This window comes from Amycolatopsis sp. NPDC101161, from assembly GCF_044768185.1.
Taxonomy (GTDB): Bacteria; Actinomycetota; Actinomycetes; order Mycobacteriales; family Pseudonocardiaceae; genus Amycolatopsis.
In genome coordinates, this window is the sequence record NZ_JBIWPI010000001.1 from 1,057,173 (window position 1) to 1,069,891 (window position 12,719).

Sequence of the window (12,719 nt, forward strand, 5' to 3'; positions counted from 1 at the left end):
GAACCACCGGATCGGAACCCATGACCCCCAAGATCACCTTCGTCGGCGCCGGCAGCGTCGTGTTCACCCAAGGCCTGCTCGCCGACCTGTTCGCCTACCCCGAACTCGACGGCGTCCACGTCGCCCTGCACGACATCGACCCGGAGCGGCTCGCGACCGCGCTGGCCGCGGCTCGGCGGATCGCCGCCGTGCGCGGGGTGAAACCGGTGCTCACCGCGCACGAAGACCGCCGGGAAGCCTTGGCGGGCGCGGACTTCGTCGTGAACATCGTCCAGATCGGCATGGGCGAGGCGACCCGCACCGACTTCGAAGTCCCGGCGCGCTACGGCGTGCGTCAGACCATCGGCGACACCCTCGGCATCGGCGGGATCTTCCGCGCGCTGCGGACGTTCCCCTTCCTGGCGGAGCTGGGCCGCGACATCGCCGACGTCTGCCCGGAGGCGTGGCTGCTGAACTACACGAACCCGATGGCGATGAACGTCCAGTACCTGACCGAGGCGACCGGGCTGACCCGGGTCGTCGGGCTCTGCCACTCCGTCTACTGGACCGTGCACGGACTCGCCGAGCTGGTCGGGGTGCCGTTCGAGGAGGTCACGTACGTCGCCGCCGGCGTCAACCACCAGGCGTGGGTGCTGCGGTTCGAGCACCGGGGGAGCGACCTGTACCCGCGGCTGGCGGAGCTGGCCGAGACCGATGCGCAGCTACGGCGGCGCGTCCGGTTCGACATGTTCCGGCGCCTGGGCTACTACCCGACGGAGACCAGCGAGCACTCCGCGGAGTACGTCCCGTGGTACCTCGGGCACGAGACGGAGGTCGAGCGCCTGCGGCTGCCGATCGGCGCCTACCTGGACATCGTCGCGGAGAACGAAGCCGAGTACGAGCGGACCCGGCACGCGATCGCGGCCGACGAGCCGCTGCCCGTCGAGGGCACGAACGAGTACGCGCCGCAGATCGTCCACAGCCTGGTCACCGGCACGCCCCGGACGGTGTACGGCAACGTCGTCAACCGCGGCCTGATCGAGAACCTGCCGGCCGGCGGGGTGGTCGAGGTGCCGTGCCTCGTCGACGGCACCGGCGTCCGGCCGACCCGGATCGGCGCGCTGCCGCCGCAGCTCGCGGCGCTCAACCGGACGTACCTGAGCATGAACGACCTGGTCGTGCGCGCGGCGGTCGAGGACGACCCGCGCCACATCCGCCACGCCGCGATGACGGACCCGGCGACGGCCGCCGCGTTGCCGGTCGAGCGGATCTTCGAGCTGTGCGACGACCTGGTCCGCGCCCACGGCGACCGCCTCCAGCCGGGCCTGCGGGCGGTCCTCGGCAGTTGACCATGCGCGCCGGGGGAGGCGTAGGGTGTGGGCTCGTTCCGCGGTTCAGCCAGCAGCCGTCGCCCAGTGTTCGCACTCAGCCCGCGGAGGTCGCCGCCCATGCTCGGTGAGCACGATGGCGACACCCCGACCTCTCCCCGGTTCTCGCTCGACGTCGGCGGCGTGCGGCCGTGGTGGGCCCGCGACGACGCGCCGGAGGTGATCGCCGGGCGGTACGAGGTCGCCGGCCTGATCGGCACCGGCGGCACCGCCCGCGTCTACCAGGCCTTCGACCAGCGGCTGCGCCGCGACGTCGCGGTCAAGGTGTACGACCGGGGCGCGGTGGCCGTCGAGCGGCTGCGCCGGGCGCGGGAGAAGACGATCCAGGCCAGCATCGACCACCCCCGCGTCGTCGCCCTGTTCGACAGCGGCACCGACGGCGACCGGCCCTACCTGGTGATGCAGCTGGTGCACGGCGAGAACCTCGCGCAGCGCCTGCTCGGCGGGCCGCTCCCGGCCGGCGAGGTGACCGAGCTGGGCGTCCGGCTCGCCGACGCGCTGGCCCACGTCCACGACCGGCGGATCGTGCACCGCGACCTCAAGCCCGCCAACGTCCTGCTCGGCGGCGACGGCCCGCTCATCACCGACTTCGGCATCGCGCACGAGCTGGAGTCGACGCACGTCACCGGGTCCGGCCTGGTGACCGGCACGGCCGCGTACCTGGCCCCGGAGCAGGTGGCCGGCGAGCCGATCGGCCCGGCGGCGGACGTCTACGCGCTCGGCTTGATCCTGCTGGAGTGCCTGACCGGGGAGCGCGAGTTCCCCGGCACGCCCGCGGAGTCGGCGACGGCGCGGCTGAACCGGTCACCCCGGGTGCCCGCCGGGCTGCCCGCTCCGCTGGCCCACGCCCTGGAGCGGATGACCGCGCTGGACGCCGCTCGGCGCCCCACGGCCGGTGAAGTGGTGCGGCTGCTGCGGGAACCGGACGCGCCGATCCTGGCTCCGGTGCCCGCGCGGCGGCGCCACCGGCTGGCCGCCGCCGGCGGCCTCGCGACGGCGGCCGCGGCGGTGCTGCTCGGCGTGCTGCTCACCCGGCCGGACGCCGCGGGTCCCGACGCGGGCCGGGAGCCCGTCCCCGGCTCGGTCACCCCGGGCAGCCCGGTGCAGCCGCCGCCGTCGGTGGCCGCGACGCTGCCCGCGTCGACCGTCCTGATGGGGTCGCCGCAGGGCGGGTCCTCGGTGACGTCTTCGGAGCCGCCGGCCATCGCGGCGCCGCCCGCTACGTCCGGTGCCGCGCACAGCACGAACGCCGAAAGCGGCAAGGCCAAGGGCAAGACGAAGGGGAACGGGCCGGTGAAGGGCAAGGGACAGGGCGGTCCCTGACCGGTCACGGCTCCCGCGTCACCCCGAGGGCGACCGCGCGCAGCAGCGTCGTCAGCTGCTCGCGGAACCGCAGCGCGCTGTGCGCCCACCGCGGCACCTCGTCGTACAGCCGGCGCAGCGTCGGCGACGGCCGTGACAGCTGGAAGAGGTAGGCCGCGCAGCTCATCGCGGCCGTCAGGATCGTGCGCGCGCCCTCGGCGCCCAGGCCCTTCCCGGCTTCGACGAGGGCCGCGGTCATCGCGTCGAAGGACTCCGAGGCCGCGGTCTTGTACCGGCGCGCCCGCTCCAACCGGACCGCGCCCTCCAGGCTCAGTCCGACGTGCGTCTGCAGGTCGCAGAACAGGGGGAGCGCGTCGAGGGACCCGGCGACGACGTCGGCGACCTCGACCGCGGTCAGGCGCCGGCCGCCGAGGTCGGCCAGCAGGCGCTCGCGCCATTCGGGCCAGCCCTGTTCCGCCAGTTCGAGCAGCAGCTCTTCGCGTGATTCGAAGTACCGGCGCAACGCCGACGGGTGCAGGCCGACGCGGCTGGTCACCTCGGTGAGCGTGACCTCGCGCACGCCGCGTTCGACCGCGAGCTCGCGCGCGGCGGTCAGGAGGGCCGTCTTGCGGACCTCTTTGTCCTGGTCGGAGCGGGCGCGCTGGCGGGGCTGGGGCACGCGTCCACGATAACGCAACCGCTTTGACTTAACCGCGTGCCGGGCATACGTTCGGCTTAACGCAAAGACGTTGCGTTGACTGAGGAGCTACCCATGAGTTCAGTGTTTTTCGTGACCGGCTCGTCGCGCGGGCTCGGCCGGCAGATCGCCGAACGGGCCCTCGCCGCCGGGCACCGCGTCGTCGCGACCGCCCGGGACCCGCGGGCCCTGGCGGACCTCGCGACCCGCTACGGCGACCGCGTCCACGTCGAGCGGCTCGACGTCACCGACGCGGCGGCCGCCGAAGCCGCGGTGGCCGCCGGGGTCGCCGCGTTCGGCCGGCTCGACGTCGTGGTCAACAACGCGGGCCAGGGCGACCGGGCGTCCCTCGAGGACATGACGCTCGACGTCTTCCGCCGGCAGCTCGAGACGAACTTCCTCGGCACCGTGTACGTCACCAAGGCGGCGGTCCCGGTGCTGCGCCGGCAGGGCGGCGGCCGGATCATCCAGGTCTCGTCCCTGGGCGGGCGCGTCGGCAGTCCCGGGATGACGGCGTACCAGTCGGCGAAGTGGGCTGTCGGCGGGTTCAGCGAGGCGCTGGCCACCGAGGTCGCGCCGCTGGGGATCAAGATCACGGTGCTCGAGCCGGGCGGGATGCGCACGGACTGGGGCGGCGCGTCGATGACCACGCCGCCGATCAGCGAGCCGTACGAGGCGACCGTCGGCGCGTCGGCGCGTGCGATGGCGGACTTCGAAAAGCACGCGAACAGCGACCCGGCGAAGGTCGCCGACCTGGTGCTTGAGGTCGCGGAGCTCGACGAGCCGCCGCTGCGCCTGCTGGCGGGCAGCGACGCCTACGAGTACGGCCGCGAGGCGTGGCAGCACCGCGTCGACACGGACGCGAAGTGGGCCCACCTGAGCACGTCCACCGACGACGCCGAAACCGGCGACGCGTGGCGCCGGCAGCGCGGCCGGAGCCTGCCCGACGTGCGGGCCTGACGACACCGACGGGTGGTTCGAAGGTTCCGACGGGCGGTTTGCGGGTAGCCCGGTGGTGTGAGGCTGAGCAGGCCCGGCCTGCGGGACTAGTGAGAGGTGAGCACATGAGCCAGGGCGATGCTCCGGTCGGACGGTCCGTGAAGACGGCGGCGGCCGGCGTGAAGGACCTCGCGGCGGAGGCGGCGCGCGTGGGCGCGGCCGCGGCCGCGCGAGCGGTGGAGATCACCGACCGCAAGCTGTCCGAAGGCGCGGACGAGCTGGCGAAGGTGGGCCGTTCGGCGACGAAGGACTTCGACAAGAGCACCCGCTCCTCGCGCCGCGACGTCCGGAAGCACTCGGTCGCGGCCCGCGACGAGGTCTTGAACCGAGCGGTCAAGCTGCGCGACCCGGGCCGCAAGGCGGCCCAGGCGCTGGCGACGGTGGCGGGATCGGCGAACGAGTCGAACCGCAAGCGCCGCAAGGCGGTGGCCACGGCCAAGCGCGACCTGGCAGTGGCGCTGCAGGAGGCGAAGAGCGTGGCCCGCGGCGAGCGCGGGCGCAAGGCCAGGTGGCCGTGGCTGCTGGCGCTGGGCGCACTGGCGGCGGCGATCGTGGCGGTGACGCAGGTGAAGAGGTCGAACCCGTTGGCGGAGGAGAAGCAGGCGCCTACTCCTCCGGCCCCGCCCGCTCCGGCTGCTCCGGCGCCGGTCCCGGCGGACAAGACGGTGACCCCGGCGGACCAGGCGGTCCCCCCGACCCCGGCGAAGACGGAACCCCCGAAGCCGGCAACATCGAAGCCGGTCAACGGCGGCGACGCGAACGGCCACGCTCCGGCGGGCAAGGGCAAGAGCGAGCACAAGTCCCGGTAAGCCGGGCCCCAGCCGGGGCGTCGCCTGTGCGGGCGGCGCCCCGGCTTTCGTGTGTCAGCGCCGTCCAAGCCGTTCCTGCTGCGGTGGAATGCCATGCTCCCGTCGGCAGATGGCGTCGCAACGCGGGCACTGGCGTGGGATCTGCCGGCTTCGGCGTTCGCCCAGCGGCTGGAACGCCGCGATACCGGTGGCGCCGCAGAGCATGGTGATGGCTTGGCCGGGCTCCGGAATCCCGCCGAGGCGCGTCCGGTGCCACTCGCCGTCGATCACGGGATGGATCGCGAGTGGGTCGATGTAGATCACCGCGGCGGTCACGACGCCCACACCCGGTTCGAGACAGTCGCTTGCCGCAGAAGCGCTTTGGCCGTGCGGTGGTAGCTGCCCAGCAGGTCCTTGTCGGTCACGTAGGTCGTGCTGTGGTCGTGTCTGAGCGCGACGGCGACGGGCCGGTTGCCCGCTTCGAAAACGGTGAACGGGCCCGGAGTCCCCAGCGAAGAGGTAGGTAGGACGCGGATGTCGACGTGCGCTCGTTGGCTGTCCGCGAATGGTTCATGGCCTGCCGAGCGCATAGCTTGATCGCCGACCATGAACACGTAGCGACGGCCCCCATCGTTCATGACCTGCCGCCGCACCTCACGGTGGAACAGCTCCTGGTCCGAGCGCTCCGTTCGCGGCAACGCGTCCTCCGAGGAATCCGAAGTCGGTGTCCGGATCAGATCGGGCAGACGGAACGGCGCCCACTCGACGATCCGGCTCGACAGCCGTTCATAGGCACTCAGGAGATCGATGAACGGCGATGCCGACTGGTCGACCCAGTTGGCGTCACCGACGTGTTCGGCGAGAGCCATGATCTGCTCGTACTCGCGCCCCTTGACCCCGAGAAAACCCAGAACACGCGCGACGCTCGCCGGCCGCGGACCGGCCGCGCCCAATTCCCAGTTCGACAGGTTCGCGGGATGGACGTTCACCTACGGTCCCGACGGCGGCCTGACCGCAGGGCAGACCTTGGTGACCGACCCGGCGGGGCACAAGACGCTGGATACGTACCAGAACAGCCTGCTGACGTCGGAGACGAGGGGCTACGGCACAGCCGATGCCGGAACCTCCTCCTACACCTACGATCCGGTCACCCTCGGCGTGAGCACGCAGACGGACGCCGACGGAAACCTGCAGACGTTCACCTACGACGACCACGGCAACAAGACGTCGGAGTCGAACGCGCTCGGCTTCACCACCGACTACGTCTACGACGACAGCGGGAACCTGCTGGAGACCATCGACCCGAACGGGGTCGCGACGGTCAACCAATACGACCAGGCTGGGCAGATCCCGCCCGCCGCGGCCGGGATCCACGACCTGACATCCACCACCAAGACCCGCTCGAACAACGTCGTGGAGTCGACGACCGGGAACTTCGGCCCGGCGCCGGTCCGGACGGCGAAGTTCTTCTACGACGACGCGGCCCACCCCGGTGACCGGACCCGTATCACCGACCCGAACGGCAAGACCACCACGACGGCGTTCGATGCCTTCGGTGACAAGGTCTCGGAGTCCGACGGGGCCGGGGACAAGACCCAGTCCGGTTACGACACCGCGACCGGCCTGTTGACGTCCATAGTGGACGGCAACGGGACCGCAGCAGGCGTCGTCGCCGGCTGCACGCCACCGGCGAAGGGCTGCACCACCTACGGTCACGACGCCTATGGCAACGTCACCCTCACCACGGATCCGCTCGGGCACAAGACGTCGGCGGTGTATGACGCCGACGGCAACAAGAAGTCCGTCACCGACGCCAACAGCCACACCACGGCCTCGACGTTCGACCCGGCCGACCAGTTGGTCAAGGCGACCTTGGCCGACAACACCACTCAGATCACCGACTACAACCCGGACGGCACCGTCGCCGGCACCATCGACGGCCTAAATGCGAAAACGACCTACGGCTACGACAGGCAGGGACGCAAGAACTCCCGCACCGACCCGGACAATCGCACCACCAGTTCGCACCTCGACCCGGTCGGGCGGGTGCTCACGACGACCGATCCGGCCGGCCGGGTCACCACCATCGGCTACGATGCGGCCGGGCAGTCGAAGACGGTGTCCTATTCGGACGGTGTGACGCCGAACGTCGGCTATGGCTACGATCCGGCCGGCCACCGGTTGTCGATGACCGATGGCACTGGCACGTCGACCTGGACGTACAACACGTTCGGCGAGGTCATGTCGCAGACTCAGGGTTCGGGTGCCTCCGTCGGGTACGGCTACGACGACAACGGCAACCAGACCTCGATCACTTATCCTGGCCAGACGACCTCAGTAGTGCGGACGTTCGACGACGCCGAGCGGCTCAAGACGGTGACCGATTGGGGCACCAACAAGACCACCTTCGGCTACGACAACGACGGCGGCGTCAAGACCGCGGCCTACCCGAATGGCACCACGGTCACCAACGGCTACAACGACGCCGTCCAACTGACTTCCACTACCGCGGTCACCGGAACCGCGACCGTGTTCTCGATGACCTTCGGGCGTGACCCGATCGGTCAGCTGTCCTCGCGGCAGATCGGGACGGCGTCGCAGACATTCGACTACAACGCGAAGAACCAGCTCAAAGCCGACGGCGCTACCACCTACGGCGTCGACGCGGCGGACAATCCGACCACGGTCGGCACCTCGACTCAGGTGTTCGACGCGGCTGGTCAGCTGTGCTGGACGTTGCCGAGCGGAACGGTCGCCAATCCCAGCTGCGACACGGTCCCGACCGGCGCGACGTCGTCCACATCAGACGGTCTCGGGGAACGGAAGACCACTGGTTCGAACACCTACGGCTACGACCAGGCCGGTCGGCTGACGACCTTGTCCGGCCCGGCCTCGGCGAGTTATCGCTACAACGGCGACGGCCTGCGGACCGCGAAGACCGTCGGCGGGACCACGACGACATTCGTCTGGACCGCGGAAAAGACCCCGAACCTCCTGACGGACGGGACGAACAGCTACCTGTACGGCCCGGGCGGCCTGCCGATCGAGCAGATCGGCGCGGCCGGTTCGTCCTGGTTCGTGCATGACCAGGTCGGATCGACCGTGTGCCTGCTCAACGCCACGGGCGGGGTTGCGGGCAGCTACACCTACACGCCCTACGGCGTCGCCACGCATACCGGCACGGCGGTCACACCGCTGCAGTTCACCGGTCAGTTCAACGACACCGAGTCCGGCCTGGTCTACCTGCGCGCCCGCTACTACGACGCGGTCACCGCGCTGTTCCTGACCGTCGATCCCAAGGTCGGCGAAACCCGCACGCCCTATGCGTACACGTCGGACGATCCCCTCAACCTTACCGATATCGCCGGGTTGAGCTGGTGGAACCCGTTCAGCTGGTCCAAGGACACGTGGTCGACGATCGGTGCATATGCCGGTTACGCCGGTCTCGCGGTCGGCGCGATCGGAATCGGCCTGGCCACCTTCGGTGTAGGTGACGTCCTGATCGGCGGTGCGGTCACTGTGGGCGTCGTCGCCGACGTCACCGCCACCACGCTGGGTGCTGTGAGCACCGCGGTCACCTGCGCGCAGAACCTGATCAGCATCGGCTGCGGCGTCGGCATCCTGTCGACCGGGCTGGGCGCGTTCGGCACCTGGGCCGGCTGGGGCTTCGCGCCCGGTTCGTGGGGTATGTACGCCAACGTGAACTCGCTGACCTCCGGAATCGCCGGCACGGTATGGGGGCTGAACGAGAGCGGCGGCGGTGGCGGCGGGGGAACGGCAGCGCCGGCGCCGCGCACCTATTCTCCGTATGGCGGGGCGGCGATCGTCTGCTGACCCTGGAGCGGAGGAATCGTGATGACCGAATACGGCATGGAACGCGAGCGACGCCGGCGGGCGAGTTCGCTCATCGGCTTACTCTTCTTGGCCGCCCTGTCCGCGTCACTCGCGTTCAAGGTGGGCTGGGTTGCCGCGGTGGCCGGGGCGGTCGGGTTTCTGGTGCTGGTGTATGTCGCGTTCATGTTCGTCGTGTGGCGCGACAGGCGGGCCGAGGCGCGGCGGCGGGCGTCCGGTGCCGCGCCGTCGTGGTCCGCGCAGCTGCCGGTCGCTTCCGCCCTGCAGCTCGGGGCCAAGGCGCCGGGGCGGCATTCGCGGCAGCAGGAGGTCGGTGAGCTGCTCGGTCGGCTTTCGTTGGTCGACGGCGGATTGCGCTGGGAGCCGCGAGAAGGTGACCGGAAGCGGGGAGTGGGGCCGGTCGTCTGGGACCGGTCGTGGACGCCAGAGGTCGTGTCGCTTTGGGGTCCGGGCAGTCAGGGATGCCTCACCCTGACCCGTCCCGACGGGATGGCGGTCGACCTGTGGATCCGGCATCCCGCGGACCTGCGCCGTGCGCTCGGCTCGGCGGAACCCGGTAGCCGGCGGCATGCGCACGGAAATTCGGAGTCATAGAACCTGGCGGAGGTTCCGGTCGACGAGCGGGAAGTCCCCCGATTGCCTGGGTGCCAATCACCGTGGCTGCGTCGGCGGCAGCCACCAGGTGTGGGTCGAGGCCTTGGTGTTGGGCGTAGCGGTCGCATACGGCGACCACGCTGCGATAACGCGCATTGATGGAGAACACCGCGTCCAGCACGCACATCGGAAGATGGACCCATCGGCGGGCCCGGGGCTGAACGCTCAGATTGGCGGCAGCCTCGACCACCCTGGCCACATGAGCGTCAGCGACCACGAACCGTCCCCCGCCGGACACGAACAACGCCGATCACAAGATCACTTCTCCGACGCCCGCTTCCGCGCTGGCTTCGGCGCGGCCACCTCCGCCGGCGCGGCCTGGGCTGTCTCGCAGGCATTGATCAGCTCGCTGTTCGTTACGTCCGACCACGAGTACGTGAGCGCCGCGGGCGGCGAGAGCCAACGCCGTAGCCTTGCCGATCCCGCTCGTCGACCCGGTGACAAGCGCGGTCCGGCCTTTCAGATCAGTCATTCGCTGTGTGTCCTCACTTGAAAACTGGGTTGCACAACTCAACCTCGCACTGTCGGACTGGGTTGTCAACCTCAAAATCCTGCTAGCATGGGTGCATGGTCAACGAGACGAGTGGTCGGCCGAGGCTCACCGCCAAGGGAGCACGCACCCGGGCGCGGATAGTGGAGGAGGCTGCCGCCCTGATCCATGAGCGCGGGGTGGCGGACACCACGTTGGAAGACGTCAAGGTGGCGGCGGAAGTGAGTGGCTCTCAGATGTACCACTACTTCCCCGACAAGAACGACCTGGTGCAGGCGGTCATCGACTACCATGCCGACGCCATCGTCAGTCGCAACCGGCAGGCCCTCGGCAGCGCGAACGGAGTCGAGGTTTGGCGGAAGATGGTGATCGCCGCGGCGAAGCGCACCAAGGCAAAGGGGGGTTGCGCACTTGGCTCGCTCGTTGGTCAACTGGCCGAGAATGACCCCGAAGCCCGAGCGCTCATCGCGGCAGGGTTCGATCAGTGGGCAGCCGCCATCGGCGATGGACTACGGTCCCTTCACGCCGAGGGGAAACTCCCATCCGGCGTTGACCCGGACGACCTCGCCATTACTCTGCTCGCCACGCTCGAAGGAGGCCTTCTGCTCTCCCAGGTGCACCGGAGTAGCCGTCCGTTGGAAACTGCGGTCAATACCCTCCTTGCTCTGACCGTCGGCAGATGAGCCCAAGCCGGGTTCGTTCACAGCCATCGCCGAGGTCGGCTCACGGTTTTCGGATAGAGCAGTTGCCTGAGCCTGATGTGCTTTTCATCCGCTGCCATTCGCCGGTGTGGACACCTGGTTGCGCCCGGGCTGACATTTTGTGAGCTGGCCTCGCCGAGCAGGACCGGCTCTGTCTCTTGGGCATGGGCTGGTCCGCTCAAGACAGTTGACGCCGACGGGCGACGGGCGACGGCACGACTGTTGTGGAGATACAGCTGTCCGGCCTGAGGGCGAAGGATGATGTCTTCTATCCGCAACTGTTGGAGTGTCACCTTAGCCGGACCGCAGCTGCCGTCACTGGCTCCGAACCGGTGCACTTCGTGGCAACCAGCTCGGGGACCTCGCCTCAGAAGCCAATCTGCGGCTCGCCAGGTCAACTCCATGCAACCCACCGGCCACGAAGTGGAGCTCAGCCGCGCCACGCACGGCGACGTCCGATGTTGCCGAAATCGGCTTGTCGTCGGCTATTGACGGCGGCATCCGCTTCGTAGTCGGAGACGGCCTGGACAAGATCGTCCTTGTCCGGGAAGTAGTGGTGAAGCTGCGATCCGCTGACATTCGCTGTGGCCTTGACGTCTTCGAGGGTGGTGTCAGCTACGCCGCGCGGGATGGATTACGTGGGCGGACGCCGCAGCGACTCGGGCTGGGCGCGTGCTCTCGTGGCGGTGAGCGTTGGTCGCTCCCGGGCGTGGCTGACCATGATGCCACGATCAGGTTCTGAGTTTGACAGCCCACTTCGACGCTGACAGACTGGGTTACGCGACTCACTCCTGCTGCGCATCATTCGAGGAGAGACCATGAGCAAGTTCGATGCTCAATTCGCCGGTCGGCTGAACGGACAGACCGTGCTGGTCACCGGCGCCGCCGGCAGTATCGGCTACGAAACAGCCCAAGGCATGGGGAACAGTGGAGCGACCGTGCTGGTGCACGCCCGCGCTGCCGACCCCGCCCGACGCGCTGTCGACCTGCTGGTCACCAACGGCAACGGCAAAGGCCGGTACCTGGCCGTTGCCGGAGACCTCGGATCTTTGGCCGGTGTTCGGGGGCTGGTCGACGCTGTGCACGAGACCGCGCCGAAGGGACTCAACGGACTGGTCAACAACGCGGGCGCCGCGTTCGCCAGCAAGGCACTGTCACCCGACGGGTACGAGCGGACCATCGCCATCAATCACGTCGCGCTGGCGGCACTGACCGACGGGCTGCTCGACCTGCTTGGGAAGGGCGCTGATGATGTCGGTACGCCCTCGCGGGTGGTCAACATGACCGCCCTGGTCGAGTCGCGGGGCAACCCGATCACCGACTGGAGCTACCCGGGCAAGTACAAGCAAATCCAGGCCTACGCTGACGCCAAACTGCTGGCCCTGATGTACACCTACGCCCAAGCTCGCCGCCACGAGGGGGAGGGCCTGACGTTCAACGCAGTCAGCCCGGGCGCGGTCAAAACCAGTCTCGGCAGCAAGGCCGGCGGGCCGTTCAAAATGATCGAGGCGCTGACCAATCCGTTCATCCCGCGTCCGGAGAAGGGGTCACGCGGCTGCCTGCGGCTGATGGCCGATCCGGAGCTCGCGACCGCGACCGGGGGCTACTACAGCTCCGCGAAGTTGAAGAAGTCCTCGAAGCAGTCCCAGGACGTCGAAGCCCAGGAACGCATCTGCGCCCAGACCGAACGGGAATTGCGAGCCCACCCCTGAGCCGGCGGGCACCTACCGATGAGACCCGCCGACGCAGAGCTCACGCAAGCGTTGCGGGCGCCACGTGATCCTCGCGCCTGGGTTCGGTGGGGCATTCCTGGGCCCGTCGCCAAGCGCCGACGCCATCACCGGAACTGCCGCTCACACCCAAGGCCCA

General features: G+C 69.5%; 13 protein-coding genes. 8 read left to right on the forward strand and 5 right to left on the reverse strand.

Annotation, left to right across the window (positions count from 1 at the left end):
• The first annotated feature begins 20 nt into the window (after positions 1-20).
• Together ACIRSS_RS05180 and ACIRSS_RS05185 are read left to right on the forward strand one after the other, a co-directional pair.
• Positions 21-1,328 carry an alpha-glucosidase/alpha-galactosidase gene (locus tag ACIRSS_RS05180; RefSeq protein ID WP_400890695.1) on the forward strand — a complete coding sequence of 436 codons (1,308 nt, stop codon included), beginning with the start codon at positions 21-23 and terminating at the stop codon, positions 1,326-1,328.
• Positions 1,329-1,427: 99 nt separating this feature from the next.
• Positions 1,428-2,690: a serine/threonine-protein kinase gene (locus ACIRSS_RS05185; protein WP_400890697.1), complete on the forward strand. Its 1,263-nt coding sequence runs from the start codon at positions 1,428-1,430 to the stop codon at positions 2,688-2,690.
• Between the two features lie 4 nt (positions 2,691-2,694).
• On the opposite strand, the gene ACIRSS_RS05190 is transcribed toward ACIRSS_RS05185, so the two are convergent.
• Complete coding sequence (locus ACIRSS_RS05190; protein ID WP_400890700.1) at positions 2,695-3,348, reverse strand: TetR family transcriptional regulator; 654 nt, start codon at positions 3,346-3,348, stop codon at positions 2,695-2,697.
• Positions 3,349-3,441: 93 nt separating this feature from the next.
• Between ACIRSS_RS05190 and ACIRSS_RS05195 the strand changes: the two genes are divergently transcribed.
• Complete coding sequence (locus ACIRSS_RS05195; RefSeq protein ID WP_400890702.1) at positions 3,442-4,326, forward strand: SDR family NAD(P)-dependent oxidoreductase; 885 nt, start codon at positions 3,442-3,444, stop codon at positions 4,324-4,326.
• Positions 4,327-4,430: 104 nt separating this feature from the next.
• Entirely contained in the window at positions 4,431-5,174 is a 744-nt protein-coding gene (locus ACIRSS_RS05200; RefSeq protein WP_400890704.1) for a hypothetical protein, read from the forward strand.
• Between the two features lie 54 nt (positions 5,175-5,228).
• Here the strand turns inward: ACIRSS_RS05200 and ACIRSS_RS05205 are convergent, their stop codons facing one another.
• Both ACIRSS_RS05205 and ACIRSS_RS05210 read right to left on the reverse strand, forming a co-directional pair.
• Positions 5,229-5,489, reverse strand: a complete 261-nt coding sequence (locus ACIRSS_RS05205) for a hypothetical protein (protein ID WP_400890706.1) — start codon at positions 5,487-5,489, stop codon at positions 5,229-5,231.
• A complete protein-coding gene (locus ACIRSS_RS05210; RefSeq protein ID WP_400890709.1) occupies positions 5,486-6,142 on the reverse strand; it encodes a Scr1 family TA system antitoxin-like transcriptional regulator in 657 nt (218 codons plus the stop codon). The genes ACIRSS_RS05205 and ACIRSS_RS05210 overlap by 4 nt, the downstream gene beginning before the upstream one ends.
• A 40-nt stretch (positions 6,143-6,182) precedes the next feature.
• Between ACIRSS_RS05210 and ACIRSS_RS05215 the strand changes: the two genes are divergently transcribed.
• Positions 6,183-8,987 carry an RHS repeat-associated core domain-containing protein gene (locus ACIRSS_RS05215; protein ID WP_400890712.1) on the forward strand — a complete coding sequence of 935 codons (2,805 nt, stop codon included), beginning with the start codon at positions 6,183-6,185 and terminating at the stop codon, positions 8,985-8,987.
• Positions 8,988-9,008: 21 nt separating this feature from the next.
• On the forward strand, positions 9,009-9,599 hold the full coding sequence (locus tag ACIRSS_RS05220; protein WP_400890715.1) for a hypothetical protein: 591 nt from the start codon (positions 9,009-9,011) through the stop codon (positions 9,597-9,599).
• Positions 9,600-9,909: 310 nt separating this feature from the next.
• Here ACIRSS_RS05220 and ACIRSS_RS05225 read toward each other — a convergent pair whose 3' ends face one another.
• Complete coding sequence (locus ACIRSS_RS05225; protein WP_400890718.1) at positions 9,910-10,131, reverse strand: SDR family NAD(P)-dependent oxidoreductase; 222 nt, start codon at positions 10,129-10,131, stop codon at positions 9,910-9,912.
• 95 nt (positions 10,132-10,226) lie between these two features.
• On the opposite strand from ACIRSS_RS05225, the gene ACIRSS_RS05230 reads away from it, so the two are divergent.
• A complete protein-coding gene (locus ACIRSS_RS05230) occupies positions 10,227-10,832 on the forward strand; it encodes a TetR/AcrR family transcriptional regulator (protein WP_400890721.1) in 606 nt (201 codons plus the stop codon).
• Between the two features lie 448 nt (positions 10,833-11,280).
• On the opposite strand, the gene ACIRSS_RS05235 is transcribed toward ACIRSS_RS05230, so the two are convergent.
• Positions 11,281-11,481: a TetR/AcrR family transcriptional regulator gene (locus ACIRSS_RS05235; protein WP_400893387.1), complete on the reverse strand. Its 201-nt coding sequence runs from the start codon at positions 11,479-11,481 to the stop codon at positions 11,281-11,283.
• A 187-nt stretch (positions 11,482-11,668) separates the two neighbouring features.
• On the opposite strand from ACIRSS_RS05235, the gene ACIRSS_RS05240 reads away from it, so the two are divergent.
• Positions 11,669-12,562 carry an SDR family NAD(P)-dependent oxidoreductase gene (locus ACIRSS_RS05240; protein WP_400890723.1) on the forward strand — a complete coding sequence of 298 codons (894 nt, stop codon included), beginning with the start codon at positions 11,669-11,671 and terminating at the stop codon, positions 12,560-12,562.
• Positions 12,563-12,719 lie beyond the last annotated feature (157 nt).